Annotated in this window: 11 protein-coding genes; 4 read left to right on the top strand and 7 right to left on the bottom strand. The window is 70.4% G+C overall.

The features are described 5' to 3' along the window. Nucleotides 1-264 precede the first annotated feature (264 nt). Nucleotides 265-1,902, bottom strand: coding sequence for a PQQ-dependent sugar dehydrogenase (locus Pla163_RS09520; RefSeq protein ID WP_145187072.1), 1,638 nt, complete (start codon nucleotides 1,900-1,902; stop codon nucleotides 265-267). A gap of 481 nt (nucleotides 1,903-2,383) precedes the next feature. Between Pla163_RS09520 and Pla163_RS09515 the strand changes: the two genes are divergently transcribed. Beyond that, nucleotides 2,384-3,793: a hypothetical protein gene (locus tag Pla163_RS09515; protein ID WP_419185751.1), complete on the top strand. Its 1,410-nt coding sequence runs from the start codon at nucleotides 2,384-2,386 to the stop codon at nucleotides 3,791-3,793. On the opposite strand, the gene Pla163_RS09510 is transcribed toward Pla163_RS09515, so the two are convergent. From Pla163_RS09510 to Pla163_RS09495, 4 genes are all read right to left on the bottom strand, one after another. Next, complete coding sequence (locus Pla163_RS09510) at nucleotides 3,772-5,031, bottom strand: NAD-dependent epimerase/dehydratase family protein (RefSeq protein WP_419185750.1); 1,260 nt, start codon at nucleotides 5,029-5,031, stop codon at nucleotides 3,772-3,774. The two genes, Pla163_RS09515 and Pla163_RS09510, sit on opposite strands and share 22 nt — an antisense overlap. A gap of 101 nt (nucleotides 5,032-5,132) precedes the next feature. Continuing rightward, nucleotides 5,133-6,281, bottom strand: a complete 1,149-nt coding sequence (locus Pla163_RS09505; RefSeq protein ID WP_419185749.1) for a hypothetical protein — start codon at nucleotides 6,279-6,281, stop codon at nucleotides 5,133-5,135. A 2-nt stretch (nucleotides 6,282-6,283) separates the two neighbouring features. Further along, complete coding sequence (locus Pla163_RS09500) at nucleotides 6,284-8,212, bottom strand: CBS domain-containing protein (protein WP_145187064.1); 1,929 nt, start codon at nucleotides 8,210-8,212, stop codon at nucleotides 6,284-6,286. Between the two features lie 80 nt (nucleotides 8,213-8,292). Continuing rightward, entirely contained in the window at nucleotides 8,293-10,500 is a 2,208-nt protein-coding gene (locus Pla163_RS09495) for a 3-hydroxyacyl-CoA dehydrogenase NAD-binding domain-containing protein (RefSeq protein WP_419185748.1), read from the bottom strand. 270 nt (nucleotides 10,501-10,770) lie between these two features. Here Pla163_RS09495 and Pla163_RS09490 point away from each other — a divergent pair, with 270 nt between their 5' ends. Beyond that, nucleotides 10,771-13,254, top strand: a complete 2,484-nt coding sequence (locus Pla163_RS09490) for an acyl-CoA dehydrogenase (protein WP_145187060.1) — start codon at nucleotides 10,771-10,773, stop codon at nucleotides 13,252-13,254. Nucleotides 13,255-13,284: 30 nt separating this feature from the next. Here Pla163_RS09490 and Pla163_RS09485 read toward each other — a convergent pair whose 3' ends face one another. Continuing rightward, nucleotides 13,285-15,006, bottom strand: coding sequence for a long-chain-fatty-acid--CoA ligase (locus tag Pla163_RS09485; RefSeq protein ID WP_145187058.1), 1,722 nt, complete (start codon nucleotides 15,004-15,006; stop codon nucleotides 13,285-13,287). Nucleotides 15,007-15,028: 22 nt separating this feature from the next. On the opposite strand from Pla163_RS09485, the gene Pla163_RS09480 reads away from it, so the two are divergent. Beyond that, on the top strand, nucleotides 15,029-15,643 hold the full coding sequence (locus tag Pla163_RS09480) for an NUDIX hydrolase (protein WP_419185747.1): 615 nt from the start codon (nucleotides 15,029-15,031) through the stop codon (nucleotides 15,641-15,643). Here Pla163_RS09480 and ileS read toward each other — a convergent pair. Next, complete coding sequence (ileS, locus tag Pla163_RS09475) at nucleotides 15,640-18,882, bottom strand: isoleucine--tRNA ligase (protein ID WP_145187052.1); 3,243 nt, start codon at nucleotides 18,880-18,882, stop codon at nucleotides 15,640-15,642. The genes Pla163_RS09480 and ileS overlap by 4 nt on opposite strands. Before the next feature lie 127 nt (nucleotides 18,883-19,009). Between ileS and Pla163_RS09470 the strand changes: the two genes are divergently transcribed. After that, nucleotides 19,010-20,140 carry a hypothetical protein gene (locus tag Pla163_RS09470; protein ID WP_145187049.1) on the top strand — a complete coding sequence of 377 codons (1,131 nt, stop codon included), beginning with the start codon at nucleotides 19,010-19,012 and terminating at the stop codon, nucleotides 20,138-20,140. Nucleotides 20,141-20,266 lie beyond the last annotated feature (126 nt).

Genomic DNA, 20,266 nt, shown 5'->3' with positions numbered 1-20,266 from the left:
CAGCGGGGCGTCGCGATCGCGGTCGCGACCACGCTGGCGGTGGCTCTGGGGCCGCGCGCCGAAGGAGCGCGCGACCACGAGGCCCCTTTGCTGGCATCCGTCCACCCAGGTCCCACCCCCCACCGACGGCCCGGGTTCGCACCTCCGCGCCCGCGAGCGGCCCCGAACGGAGCGCGGGCGCCGCCCAGCCTTGGACGGCGCCCGCGCGCACGGTTCGGGTGGCTTCGATCCGGTGCTGTGACCGGACCGGGGCCAGGCTCGGGCTCAGGGCTCGAGCACGCACTCCGCGGCGTTCGAGGCCAGCGTCACGGTCCCGATGCCGTCGAGCACGATGTAGGCGTGGTGCAAGGTCGTGCCGACGAAGGACACGTCGAGCGCGCCCGGGGCGATGCGCACGCGGGCTTCCGCCCGACCGTCCGCGTCGAGGACGCCGATGGAGTTGAGCAACGGCAGCGCGCCGGGGTTCTGCAGCAGGAAGAGCGTGTAGGCGTCGACGTTGATCGGCAGGGTCAGGCTGCCGGCCGGGGTGCCCGGGAAGGTGCCCGAGGTCGTGCCCGCCATGAAGTACACGCTGCCCGCGTTGCTCGCGCCGGCGTGCAGTTCCAGGTACTGGGTGCCACCGCTCGAGACCGACAGACGCGAGAAGCGCGAGACGAGGGGCGGGCAGGCCGCGGGGGCGACGCCGTCCGGCACGATGCGGAAGATCTCGCCACCGGAGTAGTCGACGATCAGCAGCTCACCGGCACCGTCCTCGCCGAACGACGAGATCTGGCCGAGGCCGAGGGATCCGGGGGGATCGAGTTCAGCAGCGCGCTGCTGCGTGGCGTTGTTGAACGGGACCGCGGTGCCCGTGTAGCTGAAGCTCCAGATGTCGGAGGAACCGGCCAGGAAGTCGGCGACGAAGTACTCGCCCTGCAGGTCGGGGATCGCACAACCGCGGTAGACGTAGCCACCGCTGATCGACGCGCCGAAGGAGTGCGTGTACTCCCAGACCGGCCGCGTGTAGACCGAGCTGCCGAACGCGGGAGTGCCGGGCGGGCAGCTGCCGTTGCCGTTGTTGCGGGTGCCTTCCTCGACGCGCCAGCCGAAGTTGAGGTTGCCCACGTTGGACGGGACCACGTCCACCTCTTCGCGGGCGTTCTGGCCGACGTCGGCGATGTACATCTCGCCGGTCAGGCGGTCGAAGCTCCAGCGCCACGGGTTGCGCAGTCCGGTGTGCCAGATGAGGTCGTCCGTGGTCGGATCGCCCACGCCCGGGTTGGTCGGGGGGATGGCCGCGTTGCCGTTGCCACCGCTGGTCGGCACGACGTTGTTCACGTCGAAGCGCAGCATCTTACCGAGGGTCTCGAGACGGTTCTGCGCGCGGCAGCCGGGGTCGTTGGCCGATCCGCCGTCACCCGTGCCGAGGTACAGCATCCCGTCGGGTCCGAACTTCAGGTCACCGCCGTTGTGGTTCGGGAACGGCTGCGTGACGCGATAGAAGGTCAGGCCCGAGCTCGCGTCGGCCACGTTCGCGCTCGTCAGCGTGTACTGGCGCGCGACCGTCTGGTCGTTGTTGTTGTAGAAGTAGACGAAGAACTTGCCGTTCGTCGCGAAGTTCGGGTGGAAGGCCATCGTGTACAGGCCGCGCTCGTCGTTGCCCGTCGCGAAGCCTCCGACCAGACTGTTGATGTCCAGGAAGGGCGTCGGGAGCACCGAGCCGGAGCCGTCGATGATCTGGATCGTGCCGCGCTTCTCGACGACGAAGATGCGGTCGTCACCGGGAGGCGAGCCCGCCCACACGGGGCCGGTGAAACCGTCCGCGACCAGTTCGGTGGTCAGCGGGGTCTGGGCGGTCGCCGTCGGTGCGGCGCAGATGGCCGCCGCAGCGACCAGACCGAGGGTGGAGAGTCGGGTGTACATGCCTTCTTGGACGTCGGAAGCGTGGATGGGTGTTCTGACGAGCCGGCTCTTTTTCGTGGCCGAGGAGGCGACGGGGGCCGGATCGTCGTGGTTGTTGACTGGCTACCGAGTCGGGAAGAACTTCGGTCGCGTCAGGCCTCGGCCTTGGACGGAGCGAGGTGGATGGGTGCCGGGCGACGATCCCCACCGAAGCCGTCCATCCGCCGCGCGCGCAGGGCTCCCGCGCCCCGCGTGGGGACAGGCGCTCGCTCGGGCGGAGGTTCCAAGGCTGGTGCGCTCTAAGGTTATCCGAACCCGGACCACCCGCGGGGCGAGAGCGATGACGAGCGCGAACGATCAGCCCGAGAGGGAGCCGCACCCCCGGACCCCCCACGGGCCGGCGGCGCCTGCGACCCGAGGGATCGTCCTCGTCAGCGCCCTCGCGCTCGGGGCCGTCGGACTGGCGCTTCGAGGCGCGGCGGCAGTGCACAACAGTCTGTGGTTGGACGAGTTCCACACGCTCTTCCACGCGCGGTCCGCGGACCTCGCGGCGCTCGTCGAGAGTTGCGCGGACGACAACCACCCGCCCCTTTCGTTCGCCCTGGTCCACGTCTCGCGCGCGGCATTCGGCGAGGGCTCGTTGGCTCTGCGCACCCCGAGCCTCTTGGCCGGAGTGCTGGCCCTCGCCCTGGTCCTGATCCTGGGGGCCCGCCTCCTGGGCTCGGCGAGCGGGTCCGTCGCCGAGAACCGCGGCGCCCTCTGGGCCTTGGCATTCGCCGCGGTGGCGCCCCAGGCGGTGATGGCGTCGTCCGAAGCGCGCATGTACGGGCTGCTCGGGGCGTGCCTCTTGGCGCTGGCGCTCGCGGTCGAACGCGCCGAGCGCACTGGGCGCCTGCCGCTCTGGGCGGCCCCGGTGCTGAGCTGTGCGTTGCTCACCCACTACTTCGCCTGGCACCACCTGGCGGTCGCCGCACTCGTGGTCGTGAGCGTCCCGACGGTCCGGCGCCGAGCGACGGGGGTCCTTGCGAACCCACGTTCGATCGCGGTCGTCGCGGGCGGCCTGCTGCTCGCCGCGCCCTGGTACGCGTTCGGTTTCGTGCGCCAGCTGGAGCACGGACTGTGGCCCGGCCGCGGCGCAGCCGGTCTGCGGGCTTTCGTGGACAGTTTCGGCGGGCTGTCCGTGCGCAGGCTCGACCTCGCGCCGCCGTGGCTCGCGCTGTGGGCCACGCTGGCGGCGGGCGGTCTCCTTCTCCTGGCCGTCCTGGGATGGCGTCGGGTCCGCGCGGTGCGTCCCGTGACCGCGGCGTTGTTGCTCGCCCAGGTGTTCGTGTTGCCCGTGTGGGCGGCGGTCGCCTCGCACCTGTTCGCGCGCTCCGGATTCGATCCGAAGTACCTGAGCGCTTCCGGGCTCGCGCTCGTCGTGCTCGCCGGGATCGGTCTCGCCTCGTTGCCACGTCCCAGCTGGCGCGCCGTTCTCGGGCTTCTGGTCGCAGTTCCTCTGGCGCTGCAGTCGTTCCTCGTCGCGAGCGACCCGGGCGCCGAGGACTACCGCGGAGCCACGGCGCGAGCCGTCGAGCTGTGCGTTCCCGGCGTTCCGTTCGCACCGATCGAGTGGCAGCCGGCGCTCTTCCCTCATGCCCAGGGCTTTCGCTACGAGGTCGAGCGCCTCGAGATCGAGCGCGGATTCGAACCCGAGTTCGAGTGGCTCGAGCACGACGCGTACTACGGACTCGCCGAAGCGCTGGACGCGCGTCCAGCCGACGCACCGCCGCTCGTGGGTCTGGTGGTCGCGGTGCGCGGACTCCCGGAGTCGCACCCCTTGTGGTCGCGACTGGCCGCACGCTTCGGACCGAGCACCGTCGAGCGTTTCGGCGGCCTGCGCCTCGTCCGCTACGGCGTCGCCGCGCGCTGAATCGCGGCGACCGGGGCGTTCGGCTCGTTCCGTTCGGCCGCGCACGCCGCCGCCTCGCCGCGTGTTCGCACGTTCCGAGCACCCGCGTCCGCGAGCGTCCGGCGCTGGTGCTCGATCACGTCGTCGATCAACGCGTCCAACCCGATGCGCGGCTCCCAGCCGATCGCCGCGCGCAGGGCAGCGGTGTCCGGGACGCGGTGGTGGACGTCCTCGAAGCCCGGACCGAACACACGCTCGTAGGCCACGTGTTCGACGCCCACCCCGAGCCGTTCGCCCACACGCCGGGCCAGTTCGCCGACCGTCACGGCTTCTTCGCTCCCCACGTGGTGCACGCCGCCGTCCCAGCGCAGATCGCGCGCCTCCAGCAGTCCGACGAGCGCGCGCACGGTGTCGTCGACGTGGCAGAAGCTGCGGACCTGTTCACCACTGCCGTGCACCTCGAGCGTGCGACCGGCGAGGCCGCGCGCGACGAGGACGGGCAGAACCATGCCCGAGGTCGGCGACTGTCCCGGGCCGGTCGTGTTGAAGAAGCGCACCGATCGACCGCGCAGGGGGTCGGGTCCGTTCGCCAGTTCGTGCACGAGGCGCTCGCCGGCGAGCTTGGCGACGGCGTAGGACCAGCGCACGCTGGTGCCGATGCCAGCGAGCGGCCTGTGCCCCTCGGCGAGCCGGAACCCTGCCGCGGAGCCGGTCGCACCGGGGCCGAGCACCTCCGACGACGAGGCGAACAGGAGTCGCGCGCCGCAGCGGTGGGCCTCCGTCGCGACGGTTCGCGCGCCGTCCCAGTTGATGCGCAGGGTGTGCTCCGGATCGCGCAGCACCCGGCGCACGCCGACCACGGCGGCGAGATGGACGACCGTGTCGCAGTCGCGCATCGCACGCGCGACGGTGCCCGGATCGGCGACCGAGCCGACGAACCGCTGGACCCCGTCGAGCGGTTCGCAAGGCCCACGGGCGTCGCCGCCGGCTCCCCCACCGATCGCGCCGCCCGCCGTGGCCCGGGACACGTTCGCGCCGCTCAGGTCGTCGAGGACCCGCACGCGGTGTCCGCGCCGCGCGAGCTCGCGCACGAGCACGGATCCGATGAAGCCCTCTCCGCCCGTGACCAGGATCGTCGCGGGAGAGCGTCGCGCGAGCGGCCTCGACTCGAAGTCGGCCTCGGGCGTGGGCGGCTCCTCGGGCGCGACGTCCCCGACCGTCCCTGCGGTCCTGCTCGCGTTCACGATCTCCTCGCTCACGCCGGACTCCGACGCGCGCGAGCCGCCTGTCTTCGCCCGCTCGCCGAATTCTCGCGCGCGGCGACCACGCGCGAACCCGGAGCCGGCGCTGCTCTCGCTCTTCACTGGGGCCGCCGCGACAGGATCAAGTTCGGACCGTTGGGCCGCTGCCGCCAGAAGCCGAGGAAGCGACAGACCGCGAGGCGCCAACCGGTGGCGTCGTGCAGGGCCACGCGCAGCGCCCGTTCACCCTCGAGCGCGATTCCCGGCAGGAGCGCCAGCGCCCGTCGACCGAAGAGGCGGCGCGCCACGGACGAAGCCAGGCGCGCGAAGCGACCGGCCTCGCGACCGATGAAGTAGCCGTCGGTGCCCTGACCCTGATAGAGGGGCAGGAGGACTCGACCGTCGAAGGGGCACAGGAGATCGCCGCGGACGTCGTGGGCGAGCAGCTGGCCGCGGGCGACGCGATCGAAGCTGGTGAAGCCCGCCACCATGCGGAACTCGTCGGTCGCCGCCACGGGGTGGCGGTAGAGCACGGCCACGATGTCGGGACCACCCGTCGACGCCGCTGCCAGGACCGCGCGGTGTTCCTCGAGGCGCGGCACGTCCCGGGCCAGCAGCGCTCCGTTGCGCTCCAGCATCAGCCAGGCCGCCGCTTCGCAGTGCACCGTGGCGTGCGGATCCCCGATTCGACCGCCCTCGACGCCCATGTGGTCGTAGCCCTGTTCCGCGAACCACGAGAGGAGCGTGCCGTCGATGCCCTCCTCCATCCCCAGGATCAGCGGCAGCGGGAGTCCGGCCGCGATCCGGCGATTGGCCAACGTGTCCGCTGCCAGGCAGAACGGCGGACCGGCCGCGGAGGTGCTGTGCAGGTCGAGCAGGAAGGCCTTGCCCGGCGCGACGTCGAGTTCGTGCCGGATCTCGCGGATGACGGCCAGCAGTTCGACGTCCTCGGAACAGGTCGGGCCGACGCCCGACAAGAGGGCGTCGATGCGCTCGACCTCGAAGTGCCGGTTCAGGTCCGTGTCGACGAACCGCTGGCGCGCGAGCAGGGCCGAGAGGTTCCCGCGCAGGAAGAGGACGCGCCGGCGCAGACGCTCGGCCATCGGCTCGAGCTGCTTGGCGATACGTTCGAGTGCTTCGACGCCCTCGCGCTCGTTCCCGTGCAGGCCCGAGGTCGCGACGAACAGCGGCGCTCCCTCCGGACCGAGGCGCGCGATCACGCGTCCGCGGTCCGGCGCGGGCGCTCCTGACAACTTGGCCGAGCCCATGTTCATTCCGCCGACAGCTCCCGTTCCAGCAGTTCGCGCGCCACTCCCATGAAGTCGTGCTCGGTCACGATGCCGACCAGCTTCTGGTTCTTCACCACGGGCAAGCAGGCGAGCTTGTGCAGGCGCATCAGCGCGATCGCGTCGAGCGTCGAAGCGTCCGGTGAGATGGTGATCGGGTCCGGCTTCATGATCTCGCGGACGGCGACCGGCTTGATCGACTCCTTCGCTCCACGACCGACGATGCGCAAGAGCGACCGGTGTCCGACGATGCCGACCAGGCGACCCTCGTGGTCCTCGACCGGAACGTGACGGACGTGCTCCCACTCCATCATGCTGGCGGCCAGGTCGACGAGGTCCTCGGGGTGCACCGTGAACAGCTCGCGCGTCATGATCTGCCCCACCGTGCGGAAGCTGTCGCGCCAGTCGGAGTCGACGATCGCCTCGGCGAGCGGCCACTGAGCGACACCCGCGCCCGACTCCTGCTGGGTGATCATCGCCTCGGTCACGGCCCGGAAGCGCGCGTCCTTGTTCGGAACGGCGGTCTCCAGGCCGCGCAGCGAGTCCAACAGCCACTGCGCGCCGGTGCGACCGGTCGTGGCGCGTTCCTCGATCGGTGCGAGGTAGCGATCGATGTCCTCGGTCCTGACGCCGTGGCTCTCGAGCCCCCGACGCGCGGTCGGCAGCAGTGCGAGCACGAGGCGCGCCGCCGACAGTTCCTCGCCGTCGAACCAGGTCAAGCGGGCCTTCAGGCCGTAGCGCGACGCGGCGGTGAAGTTCGACTTCACGTCCTCGAACGGCAGACGTTTCGTCGGCTCGCCGATCTCGCTGCCCAGCGCCGACATGAGGCCGAAGTAGAAGGCCGAGTTCGCCATGGCGTCGAGCACGCTCGGACCGGCCGGCAGCACGCGGTTCTCGATCCGCAGGTGCGGGCGCGGGCCGTCCGGCGTCTGGCTGATCCCGTAGCACGGTCGGTTCCAGCGGTAGACCGTGCCGTTGAACAGGCACCACGCGCGCAGCCTCGGAACGCCGCCGTTGCGCAGGACCTCGGCCGAGTCCTCGACGTCGTCGGACGCGATGATCGTGCGGAAGCGGGCGATGTCCTCGCGCAGGAGCTCGATCATCGAACGCTCGAGGTAGCGGTCGCCGAAGCTCACGCGCGTGCGGTGTCCGCGCTCCTGTTCGGCCGTGCTGCGCGAGTCGAGCGACTGCTGGAACAGCGCGACGCGCGTCTCCTGCCAGAGGCGGTGCTGCAGGAGCACCGGTGAGTTGACGGCCGCCGCGAGGACCGGCGCGGTCACGATCTGCGCCAGGTTGTAGAGCTCGGTGAACTCGTCGGGCGCCACCTGGAAGTGCACCTGGAACGAAGTGTTGCAGGCCTCGAGCATCACGTTGTCGTGCTCGAGGCTCAGCTCGTCCGAACCCTTGATGTAGGTCTGGAAGGTCCCGCCCCGCATGCCCGTCAGAGCCCGGTTGAGCTCGAGGTAGCGCGGGTTCGGCGTCATCGCGTCGAGCGTCAGGTGCTCGGTGCCGAGCGTCGGCAGGATGCCCGCCATGGCGATGCGCGAGCCGTGGTTCGCCGCCGCCACGCGCGCCAGCCTCAACGTGCGCTCCAGCTCCTCCTCCATGTCGCGCAGGCACCGGCCCTCGAAGACGCGCGGTTCGAGGTTGATCTCGAGGTTGAAGCGCCCGAGTTCGGCGGTGAAGGACGAGTGCGGCAGCTCGGCGAGCAGCTCGTGCCCGCGCATCGACGGGCGCAGACCCGCATCGACGACGAACAGCTCCTGTTCGGCCCCGATGCGCCGCACGCCCGTCTCGAAGAGGCCCGGCGTGTCGAGCATCTGTTCGAGGACGCGGACGTCCTCGAGCAGGGCCCGCGTGAAGGCGCGCAGGCGTTCGTTGTCGTTCTGGAGAGAGACGTCGTGTTCGCCCAAGGGAGCTCCGCGGCAGGTGATCTGGGGGGTCGATCGACCCGAAGGATACCAGCCGAGGTGCCGCGGACGAGCCGCGGTCCTCAGGCCGCGCCCGCCGCGCGCTCGCGATCGTCGGCCAGGAACGTCTCGCCCCTCTCGGCCATGCGCACGAGGAGTCGCGGCGGCTCGAAACGCGCGCGACCCGACTCGAGTCCAGCCTTCCGAGCCGCGTTGGCGAAGCTCTCGAGACGGCGCACGACCTCGGCTGCGCCGACGCTGTCGATGTGGTGCAGCGGACCGCCGCGGAAGGGCGCGAAACCGGTCCCCAGGACGACGGCCAGATCGAGCTCGCGAGCCGATCCGACGACGCCTTCCTCCAGGCTGCGGACCGCTTCGGCCAACAACGCGTAGAGGCACGCGTCGAACGAATCGGCCGACGAGGCACTCGACGCCGAGCGGCCCTGGAACTGGACCAGGTCGTCGGCCGGACGCGGGCGCTTCTGCTTCTTCGCGTCGTGGACGTAGAAGCCGAGCCCGGTCTTCTTCCCGAGGCGCCGCGGGTGTACCAGTCGCCCCAGACCCTCGGTCGGACGCATGCGCTCGCCGTAGCCCTCGAACAGGGACTTCGACGCGTGCTGGGCGATGTCGAGCCCAACCTCGTCGAGCAGCTCGTAGGGCCCCATCGGCATCCCGAAGTCGCGCGCGGCGATGTCGACGCGCTCCACCGAAGCGCCCTGCACGAAGCGGTGGACCGCCTCGTCGAGGTACGGGCCCAGGAGGCGATTGACCAGGAAACCGGGCACGTCGCGCACGGCGACGGGTGTCTTGCCCAGTTCGAGAGCGATGCGTGCCGCGGCCTGGAACGTCGCGTCGTCCGTCGCCGTTCCGCGCACGACCTCGACGAGCGGCATGCGGCTCACCGGATTGAAGAAGTGCAGGCCGACGAAGCGTTCCGGACGGGCCAGGTCGCGCGCCAGCTCGGTGATCGACAGGGACGACGTGTTCGAAGCGAGACGCGCGTTCGGGGCGTTGCGCTCCAGCTCCGCGAACACACGGCGCTTCACGTCCAGGTTCTCGGCGACCGCTTCGATCACGACGTCCGAGCGCCCCAGACTCGCGAGATCGGTCGCCACGGTCAGGCGATCGGTGGCCGCGTCACGGGCAGCCGACCCGTCGCGTCGCAGTCGCTTTCCGACCGCCTTGCGGTGGCTCGCGACGGCGCGGTCGAGCGCTCCGCGGTCCAGGTCGCACAGGCGCACGTCGGCGCCCGAGAGCGCCAGTGCGCTGGCGATTCCAGCGCCCATCACGCCACCGCCGACGACGCCGATCCTCCTGGCGGGCGGTTCGCACGCGCTCCTCGCGCGGTCGGCGCCTTCGCCCAGACGCTTCTGCTCCTCCATCCCTAGGAACAGATCGATCAGGTTCGCACAGGCGTCGGTCGCGACCAGGCGCCCGGCCGCGACGGCTTCGCGTTCGGCCCACAGCCCGCGCGGGACCGACGGCGCTTCGAGCACCTTCTCGAGCACCACGTAGGGCGCGGGATAGTGTCCGCCCGTCTTCTCGTCCAGCTGCTTGCGGGCCGCCCGGCCGACGACCGCGCGGACGAGCGGATTGCGATCGATGAAGAACGCCCGGCGTCCGCGGTCGTGGACGGCCAAGGGCTCGCGGCCGAGCGCCAGGTCGGCACCGATGCGTTCGAGGTACTCGGGCGCCGTCAGTCGGTCGACGAGGCCCAGACGCTTGGCGCGACGCGGATCGTAGAGACGGCCGGTGAGGATCGCGTCGAGCGCGGTCGGGACGCCGACGCGACGGGTGAGCCGGTGCAGGCCGCCCCAGGCCGGAAGCAGGCCGAGCTTCGTCTCGGGCAAGCCGATGCGCGTGCGCGGATCGTTCGCCAGCACGATCGTGTCGCACGCCAGGCAGAGTTCGAAAGCACCACCGGGAACGGGTCCACCCACCGCCGCCACGACCGTGCACGGAAGGGCTTCGATCCGGTCGTAGAGCCGGTGCACGGTGCGGACCACGGATTCGACGACGCGCGGATCCCGGACGCGCCGGATCGCGTGCACGTCGGCGCCGGCGAGGAACTGGTCCGGACGCCGACCGGCGATCAGCACGCCGCGCGGGCGCTCGCTCTCGATCCGCGTGACCGCCGCCTCCAGGTCCTCGAGGAGCGGGCCGTCCAGCACCGGGAAGCTGCGGTGCGGAGGGTCGGGAACCAGCCGCAGCAGGCCCGGTTCGGGTTCGTCGATGCGCAGCGACGCGCCCGCGGCGGGGGCGTTCTCGGGCCAGGGGAGCGTGGCGTCCATGGCCTTCCATCGTGTCTCGGCCCCTCGCACCTGGCCCACCCTCCGCGCCGGGCTCGCCCCGCAGGTGCAGCCCTGGGAAGAGGCCCGCGCACGGGTCGCCCGAGGGAGTCCCCCCCGCGCCGATCCATCGCCGACCGACGCGACCCTGCACATCCCGCTACGGTGCTCCCACGATCGTGGGGGCGATCCGGTCTTGGGTCACCCCACGTCGGCGGTCGATCCACACCGTCGGATCCGTTCGAGATCCCGCCACTCCCGACCACTATCGCCATGCACGCCTGGTTCCTCACTCAACCGCTCCTCGGGGTGCTCCTCACCGGAGTCGTCCTGCTCGTCCTCGGCTTCTTCGGTGTCCCGGGCTTCGCCTGGACCGTCGCGTCGGTGCTGCTCGCCTTCACCTGGGGAGCGCCGTGGTGGCTGCTCGTCGCGGTCGGCGTGATCGGTGCCGCGCTCAGCTTCCCGCCGGTCCGCCGCGTGGTCGCCACGGGCCCGGTGATGGGGATCATGCGCGCACTCAAGTTCCTGCCCGCGATCTCGGACACCGAGCGCGAAGCCCTCGAGGCCGGAACGGTCTGGGCGGACGGCGAACTGTTCAGCGGCCGCCCGGACGTGGCGAAGCTGGTGACGGAGAACTATCCCGACCTCACCGCCGACGAGCAGGCCTTCCTCGACGGACCGGTCGAACGCGTGTGCGAGCTGTGCGACGACTGGGAAGTGATCCAGCGGCGCGACCTCGCACCCGAGGTCTGGCAGGCGCTCAAGGACGACGGCTTCTTCGGCCTGTTGATCCCGACCGAGTACGGCGGGCGCGGATTCTCGGCCGAGGCGAAGAGCCGCATCATCGCCAAACTCAGCTCGCGCTCGGGGACGCTCGGAATCACGGTCATGGTGCCCAACTCGCTGGGGCCGGCCGAACTCTTGCTGCACCACGGCACGCAGGAGCAGCGCGATCACTGGCTGCCGCGCCTGGCCAAGGGCCAAGAGATCCCCTGCTTCGCACTGACCGAGCCGAACGCGGGCTCGGACGCCGGTTCGATGACGTCGCACGGTGATGTCTTCCGCGGCGACGACGGCGAGCTCTACCTGCGCCTGACCTGGAGCAAGCGCTACATCACGCTCGCGGCGATCTCGACCGTTCTCGGTCTGGCGTTCAAGCTGCGCGACCCGGACAACCTGCTCGGCAAGGGCACGAACCCCGGCATCACCTGCGCGCTCGTGCCGAGCGACACGAAGGGCGTCGTCCTGGGCCGTCGCCACGACCCCTTGGGCGTGCCGTTCTACAACTGCCCGACCGAAGGGCACGACGTCGTCGTCCCGGTCAGCACGATCATCGGCGGCGCCGAGGGTGCCGGACGCGGTTGGCAGATGCTGATGGAAGCGCTCTCGGCCGGACGTGGCATCGCTCTGCCCGCCTCGAGCACGGCGACCGCCAAGAACCTCTCGCGCATCGCGGGCGCCTACGCGGCCGTCAGGCAGCAGTTCGGCATGTCGATCGGCAACTTCGAGGGCATCGCTGAACCGTTGGCGCGCCTGGGAAGTTCGGCCTACGTGCTGGAGGCGGCGCGCCGCTACACCTGCGGCGCGATCGACTCGGGCCAGAAGCCCGCGGTGGTCACCGCGATGGCGAAGTACAGCTTCACCGAGACCGCGCGCCACTGCATCAACGACGCGATGGACATCCTCGGCGGCGCCGCCATCTCGCGCGGTCCGCGGAACCTCTTGTCGAACGCGTACTACGCGGCGCCGATCTCGATCACGGTCGAGGGCGCGAACATCCTGACGCGCACGCTGATGATCTTCGGACAGGGTGCCGTGCGCTCGCACCCGTTCGCCTACAAGGAGATCCGCGCCATGGAGGAGCGCGATCTCACCGGCTTCGACCAGGCCTTCTGGGGCCACGTCGGTCACGTGGTGCGCAACACCTGCCGCGCGAAGGTCATGTGGCTCACGCGCGGCCTGGTCGCCGCGTCCCCCGTCTCGGGGCCGACCGCGGGCTACTGGAAGAAGCTCGGTTGGACCTCATCGACCTTCGCCACCCTGGCGGACACGGCGATGGCCGGTCTGGGAGGTAACCTGAAGCGGCGCGAGGCGCTGACCGGTCGCTTCGCCGACATCTTCGTCGAGATGTACCTGATCACCGCGGTCCTGCGCCGCTTCGAGGCCGAGGGCCAGCGCCGCGAGGACCTGCCGTTCGTCCGCTACAGCCTGGACGCCGCCTTCGGTCGCGTGCAGAACTCGTTCGAGGCGCTGCTCGCGAACCTGTCGATCCCGGGCATCGGTTGGGTGTTCAAGTGGCCGGTGCGCTTCATGCTGCGTCTCAACCCGATCGGTCGCGCGCCCGGCGACGAAGCCACGGTGGCGGTCGCCGCTCTCATGCAGGCGCCGGGCGAACAACGCGAACGCCTCTTCGGCGGTCTCTACATGCCGCAGGCTCCGACGGAGCACCTGCGCCGTCTCGAGAGCGCGTTCGAGCTCTGTGTCGGCGCCGCGCCGGCCGTCAAGAAGGTCAAGCGCGCGATGCACAAGAAGAAGCTCGAACGCGGGCCCGTGCTCGGTGCGCTGGACCGCGCCGTCGAGCTGGCGGTGATCGACGCCGACGAGGCCAGCGCGATCCGCGCGGCGGAAGCTGCGCGCGACGACGCGGTCGCGGTCGACTCGTTCAGCTTGGACGAGTACCTCGAGACGGCCCACGAACCGGCTTCGCACTCGCAGACCGAGTCCGACGAGCGCGACGAAGGCCAACCGGCCGCCTGAAACCGCGGCCTTTGGAGCGGGCTCGGCCGTTCAGTCCGCGTGCGACGCGTCGTCCTCTCCCGAGGCGGCGCGTCGCGCCACTTCACGGTCGCGAAGTTCGCGTCGCAGCACCTTCATCACGGTGCTCTTCGGCAGTTCGTCGAGGAACTCGACCTGCCGCGGAATCTTGTACGCCGCCAGGTTCGCGCGGGCCCAGGCCTCGACACCGGCTTCGTCGAGCGACGAACCGGGCCGGCGCACGACGAACGACTTGACCGTCTCACCGCGCCGCGGATCGGGCACGCCGATCGTGGCGGCTTCCAGGATGTCCTCGTGCGCCATGAGCACGCCGTCGACCTCGTCCGGGAAGACCTTCAGTCCACCGCAGTTGATCATGTCCTTCATGCGCCCGACGATCTTGAAGTAGCCACTCTCGTCCATCGTCGCCAGGTCGCCCGTGTGCATCCAACCGTCGCGCAGGGCCTCGGCCGTCTCTTCGGGGCGGTTCCAGTAGCCCTGCATGATTTGCGGCCCACTGACGATCAGTTCGCCCTCCTGGCCCAGCTCGACCGGCGTGGTCCGATCCTCCACGTCGACGACGCGGGCGTCGGTGCTCGAGACGGGCACGCCGACGGTCCCGATCCGACGTTCACCCAGGAGCGGGTTCACGTGCGTCACCGGCGAGGTCTCGCTCATGCCGAACCCTTCGACGATCGTCGCTCCCGTCAGGCGCTCGAAGCGCTCGAGCACGTCGCGCGCGATCGGCGCGGAACCCGAGAAACAGGCCTTGATCGACGACAGGTCGTGGCTCTCGATGCCCGGGTACTCGTTCAACGCGTTGAACAGCGCCGGAACCGACGGGAAGAGCGTCACGCGCTCCTTCTCGATCGACTTGATCAGGGCCGCGTAGTCGCGCGGATTCGGCTGCAGCACGAGCTGCGCCCCCATCCACACGCCGTAGTTCATGCAGACCGTCAGGCCGAAGACGTGGAAGAGCGGCAGGGCCGTCAGAAGCACTTCACTGCCCGGTTCGGCGCGCGTGAACCAGGCCACGATCTGCTGCACGTTGCCAGACAGGTTGCGGTGACTGAGCATCGCGCCTTTCGACAGTCCGGTCGTACCACCCGTGTACTGCAGCAGCGCGAGCCCGTCGAAGTCGAGGACGGGTCGCGCCGTCAGTGGCGCGTGCGAGTCGACGAGGCGCTTGAAGCGCGAGACGCCCTTCTCGGCCGGGACCTTCGCCCAGCGCGGCGGGTCCTGGCGCTTCAGCTTCAGCGGCGCGAGCAGGTTCAGCGGAAAGCGCAGGTACTCGGGGATCGACGCGATGATGTAGCGCTCGGGACGCAGGCGCGCGCGGTTCTCGCGCAGGAGCCCCATCCACGTGAAGTCGCTGGTGATCGCGACCTTGCAGTCCGCGTCGGCCCACTGGTGCTCGACCTCGCGCAGCGTGTAGAGCGGATTCGTCATCACGCACACGGCTCCCGCGCGCAGGGCGCCGTAGAACGCGATGACCGCCTGGGGCAGGTTGGGCAGTTGGATGGCGACGCGATCGCCCTGTTGCACGCCCATCGACACCAGCGCCCCGGCGAACGAGCTGGCCGCGCGATCGAGCTGGGCGTAGGTGAGCGTCCCGTTGAGGAAGGTCACGGCCGGGCGCGCGCCGTAGCGCGAAGCCGTTCGCGCGAGGGCTTCGGGCAGGCAGACGGCCTCGAGGTCGAGCTCGGTGGGAACTCCGTCGTCGTAGGCCGCGTGCCAGGGTCGACTGCTGCTCATGGTCCGTAACCTAGCGTCCGCCATGCCCCTGCACCCCAACTGGCGCGCGCGCCTCGTCCCTCCGTCCGCACCGGAGGACCAGCGGACCCGGCGCGCCGGCGTGGCGATCGTGGTCTCCCTGCACGCGTCGGCGGCTCCCAGCGTGCTGCTGATGAAGCGCGCCGAGCACCCCCTGGACCCGTGGTCGGGGCACGTGAGCCTGCCCGGAGGGCGCGTCGAGCCCACGGACGCGGACAGTCTCGACGCGGCGCGCCGCGAGACCCTCGAGGAGCTCGGCGTGGACCTCGAGCGCGACGGAGAGCTGATCGGCGCGCTCGAGCCCCTGCGAGCGACGGCCCGCGGGCGCACCGTCGACCTCGCGGTGCACCCCTGGATCTTCGCCGTCGAACGCCCACTCGAACTGGTCCCGAACGCCGAGGCCGAGGAGGGCTTCTGGATGTCGCTCGCCGACGTGGCAGCGGGCACGCTCGACCACACGCACTCGTTCGTGATCGGCGAAGGTCAACGGGTGAGCCGCCCGGCCTGGCTCGCGCCGGGGGCCGAGCGGTCCCACGTGGTGTGGGGGCTCACCTACCACATCCTCGCGCGCTTCCTCGAGCAGGTGCGCAGCGACGGCTCCGAGCCGCTCCAACCCTAGGCCGAACCGGGCGCTCCGATGGCGGCGACGCGCACGCGCACCGCTCGACCACCTGCTTCACCGGTCACGCCAACCTCGTCGCCGTCGATCGCGAAGCCGAGTTCGTCCACCAGCGCCTGTTCGAGCACGAAAGCACGATGCGCCTTCACCGCGTCGAGCACGACGTCGTCACCGACCACGTCGAGTCGGATGTGGTCCGAGACGGCGAGATCCGCGTCCTTGCGCGCCTGTTGGACGAGACGCACGAGGTCGCGCGCGAGTCCTTCGCGCTCGAGCTCGGGCGTGACGTTCGTGTCGAGTGCCACGAGGCCCGCACCCGCCGGCAAGGGTGCCACGGCGCCGGCGTCGTCGAGCGGCTTCAGGACGAGCTCGAACTCCGCCCCACCTTCGGCCACCGGTTCGAGCACGTGTCCGGCCAACTCGACGCGGCCGTCGTCGCGCAGGGTCCACGCAGCCGTCTTGGAGGCGGTCATCACGGCCTTCATGTCCTTGCCCAGACGCGGGCCGACACGACGCGCGTCCACCTTCAGATCGAAGCGCCCGAAGCGGTCGACCTCGTTCGTGAAGGCGACCGCCTTGACGTTGACCTCGTCGCGGATCAGATCGGTGTAGGGCGCCAGATCCTGCGCGCCTTCCCCCGCCACCGTCAGTTCGGCCAGCGGCAGGCGCACGCGCAAGCGCTCCGCCTCGCGCAGTCCGAGCGCGATCGAGCACACGTCGCGCACGCGGTCCATCCGCGACACGAGTTCCGGGTCGCTGGGGAACGCCGCGGCGTCGGGCCAGTCGCACAGGTGCACGGACTCGGGATCGCTCGCGCCGCGCAGTCCGCGGTAGAGCTCTTCGCACAGGAACGGCAGGAGCGGCGCCGCCACTTTGCACCACGTCACCAGGCAGGTGTGCAGCGTGTCGTAGGCGTCGCGCTTGTGGTCGTCGTGATCGGCGCTCCAGAAGCGCTCGCGACTGCGTCGGATGTACCAGTTGTTGAGGGCCTCGAGGTAGCCGCGCACGGCCTCGCACGCACCCGAGATGTCGTAGGCCTCGAGGCAGGCGGTCGTGCGCTCGACCAGATCGCGCGTCTTCGCCAGCGCGTAACGATCCAGCACGCCCCTCTGGTCGGTGCGGAACCGCCCGCGCAGCCCGTCGGCGTTGCCGTACAGGGCCAGGAAGTACCAGGCGTTCCAGACCGGGTTGAGTACCAGGCGCACGACCTCGCCGAACTCGGCGCCGTCGCGGCTGATCGCCAGGTCCCCGCCGCGCATGATCGGCGACGCCATCAGGTGCCAGCGCAGCGCGTCGGAGCCGAAGCTCTCGAACACTTCCTGCGGCGGCGGATAGTTGCGCAGGCGTTTGGACAGCTTCTGCCCGTCCTGCGCCACGACCACACCGTGACAGATCACGTTCTGGAACGGCGGCTTGTCGAACAGCGCGGTGGCGAGGACGACCAGCGTGTAGAACCAGCCGCGCGTCTGCGCCACGTACTCGACGATGAAGTCGGCCGGGAAGTGGCGTTCGAACCACTCGCGGTTCTCGAACGGGTAGTGGACCTGGGCGAACGGCATCGAGCCCGACTCGAACCAGCAGTCGAGCACGTCCGGGACGCGCCGCATCGTGCTCCTTCCGGTCGGATCGTCGGGGTTCGGGCGCGTCAGTTCGTCGATGAACGGGCGGTGCAGGTCGGTGGGCCGGACGCCGAAGTCGCGCTCCAACTCGTCGAGACTCCCGTACACGTCGGTGCGCGGGTACTTCGGGTCGTCCGAACGCCAGACCGGGATCGGCGTGCCCCAGAAGCGGCTGCGGCTGATCGACCAGTCGCGCGCGTTCTCGAGCCACTTGCCGAACTGCCCGTCCTTCACGTGGCCGGGGATCCAGTTGATCTCCTGGTTCAGCTCGACCATGCGGTCCTTCACCTTCGTGACCTCGACGTACCACGAGTTCATCGCGCGGTAGATCAGAGGCTCGTCGGTGCGCCAGCAGTGCGGGTAGTTGTGGCGGTACTGCTCGTGCCGCACGACCACGTTCTCGGCCTTCAGGCGCTTCGCGATCTGTGGGTTCGCCTCGAAGACGTTGACGCCCGCGTAGTCGCGAACCTCGGCGGTGAACTTGCCCTGTTCGTCGACCGGCACCACGAGCGCGATGCCGTGCGCCTCGCAGACGCGCTGGTCGTCCTCGCCGAAGCCGGGCGCCATGTGCACGACGCCGGTGCCCTCGCTCGTGTCGACGAAGTCCCCCGCCAGCACGCGGTGCGCGCCTTCGCGGCCGACGAAGTAGTCGAACGGGGGCGTGTAGGCGCGGCCGACCAGTTCGGTGCCGGCGAGCGTCGCGACCGGAGCGAGTTCCTTCGCGTCCACGCCCAGTTCGCGCGCGTACTTGGCGGCGGTGTCCGCGCCGAGCACCCACAGCTCGCCCTTGGAAGGACCGTCCGCCTCGACGCGGTACACGCCGTAGGTGATGTCGGGACCGACGGCGGCCGCGAGGTTGGACGGCAGCGTCCAGGGCGTGGTCGTCCACACGAGCAGCTGCAGCGCGCCCACGTCGCCGTCCCGCGCCTCGAGCGGGAACTTCACCGTCAGCGCCGGGTCGTCGCGCTCGCGGTAGCTGTTGTCCTGACGCGTCTCGAAGTTCGAGACCGGCGTCTCGGCCGCCCACGAGTAGGGCATGACGCGGTAGCCCTCGTAGACCAGACCCTTGTCCCAGAGCTGCTTGAACGCCCACAGCACGCTCTCCATGTAGGAGGCGTCCATCGTCTTGTAGTCCCGCTCGAAGTCGACCCAACGACCCTGGCGCGTGACGTACTCCTCCCACTCGCCCGTGTAGGCGAGGACGGACTCGCGACAGTGCGCGTTGAAGCGGTCGATGCCGTACTCGAGGATCTTCTGGCGGCCGCTGATGCCGAGCTGTTTCTCGGACTCCATCTCGGCGGGCAGGCCGTGGCAGTCCCAACCGAAGCGTCGATCCACTCGACGCCCGCGCATCGTCTGGAACCGCGGCACCACGTCCTTGGCGTAGCCGGTCAGAAGGTGCCCGAAGTGCGGCAGCCCGTTGGCGAACGGCGGCCCGTCGTAGAAGACGAACTCGTGCCCGCCGTCGGCCGTCGTCGGTCGCGCCGCGATCGAACGCTCGAAGGCGCCCGACGCCTTCCACTCGCCCAGGATCCGCCGCTCGATCGCCGGGAAGTCCGGGCGCTGGGGGACGGTCGGGTAGGCGGTGGAATCGGTCTCGTGAGGTTGGGTCTGCGTCATGGGAACGGGCCCGCGGCGTGAGCGGGGGGAAGAGTCTACGAAAGCGCGCCCGAGGACCGGGAGGCCCCGAAGGTGCCGCCCGCGATCCGGGGTCGAACGAACGGGACGCGGAGCTAGGATCACGCCCGTGAAGTTCTTCCTCCGCCTCGCCGTCGTGGCCGTCCTCGGCCTTCTCCTCGTCCTCGGGCTCCTGGTCTTCTTCCGCAACGGATTCATCGAGACCGCGGTCGAGAAGGCCGGCCAGTTCGCTTTCGGTGTTCCCACGCCGCTCGAGGAGGTCCGCACGGATCTGGGGTCGGGGGCCTTCGCGCTCGTGGACTACGAGATCGAGAACCCCGAAGGCTTCAGCGATCGACCGGTGTTCGCGCTCGGCAACGCTTCGATGGAGCTGCCGCTGATGCGTCTGCGCGGCGACGACGAGCTGCGCATTCCCGAGGTCCGCGTCGAGGGCCTGGCGATCCTGCTCGAGCGCAACGACCAGGGCTTCAACTTCTCGCCGCTCTTGGATCGCATCCAGAAGCTGACCGCCGCGAGCGACGACACGGGTGCGAAGCCGCCCACCACCGAGCCGCCCACCGAGCCGCCCACCGAACCGTCCACTGGGCCCACCACCGAACCCGCGAAGTCCGGCCGCCCGATCGTGATCGAGCGTCTGGTGCTGGCGGACTGGACGCTCGCACTCGACTTCGGCGGCGCGCTGAAGCTGGCCCCGCACGGCCTCGACACGCTCGTGCTCGAGAACGTGCGCACGGACGGCCAGGGCCTGCCCGGCATCCTGGCGCAGGTCACCGAGCAGCTGCTCGGCTACGTGCAGACCGAGGGCCTCGGCGCGGTCGGGCTCGGCGACCTCAGTCCCGAGCTGTTGGCGCAGATCGACGGCCTGCGCGCCAAGCTCGGGGAGGACCTGCCGAACCTCGACGAACTGAAGGCCAAGCTGCAGGGCCGCGTCGACGAGAAGGTCGACGAACTCGAGGCCCTGGGTCAGGAGCGGCTCGACGAGCTGCGCCAGGACGCGCGCGGTGAGGTCGAGTCGTTGCTCGACAAGGTGACGGGCGGGCAGGAACTTCCCCCCGGGGCGGCCGAGAAGCTCGACGAGTTGCTGAACGAAGTGGACGGCGCCGAGCTGCCCGCGGACCTGAAGGAGAAGGCGAACGACCTGCTCGAGAAGCTCAGCACCGACGACAAGGCCAAGAAGCTCGAGGAGAAGGCGAAGAAGGCCAAGGAGAAGCTCGGCGGCCTGTTGGGCGGCGGGAACTAGTTGGCGGGTTCGCGGCGGCGCGCGCTGCCTGCGTCGACGCCGGCGCGAGTCGCCGCACGGACCTCAGCGGAGTGCGTGCACGCGGGCTGCGAGCCACTGGGACGATCGCGTTGGCGTTCGCTCGCG

It is taken from the genome of Rohdeia mirabilis, from assembly GCA_007750655.1.
In the GTDB taxonomy this organism is placed as follows: Bacteria; Planctomycetota; UBA1135; order UBA1135.
Note: the sequence above shows the minus strand (reverse complement) of the source record. Positions and strands in the feature narration are given on the sequence as shown.

Coding starts and splice junctions, on each gene's coding strand:
- Pla163_RS09480 (WP_419185747.1), top strand. CDS start 15,029: ATGCCCCTGCACCCCAACTGGCGCGCGCGCCTCGTCCCTCCGTCCGCA.
- Pla163_RS09485 (WP_145187058.1), bottom strand. CDS start 15,006: ATGAGCAGCAGTCGACCCTGGCACGCGGCCTACGACGACGGAGTTCCC.
- Pla163_RS09505 (WP_419185749.1), bottom strand. CDS start 6,281: ATGGGCTCGGCCAAGTTGTCAGGAGCGCCCGCGCCGGACCGCGGACGC.
- Pla163_RS09495 (WP_419185748.1), bottom strand. CDS start 10,500: ATGGACGCCACGCTCCCCTGGCCCGAGAACGCCCCCGCCGCGGGCGCG.
- Pla163_RS09520 (WP_145187072.1), bottom strand. CDS start 1,902: ATGTACACCCGACTCTCCACCCTCGGTCTGGTCGCTGCGGCGGCCATC.
- Pla163_RS09490 (WP_145187060.1), top strand. CDS start 10,771: ATGCACGCCTGGTTCCTCACTCAACCGCTCCTCGGGGTGCTCCTCACC.
- ileS (WP_145187052.1), bottom strand. CDS start 18,882: ATGACGCAGACCCAACCTCACGAGACCGATTCCACCGCCTACCCGACC.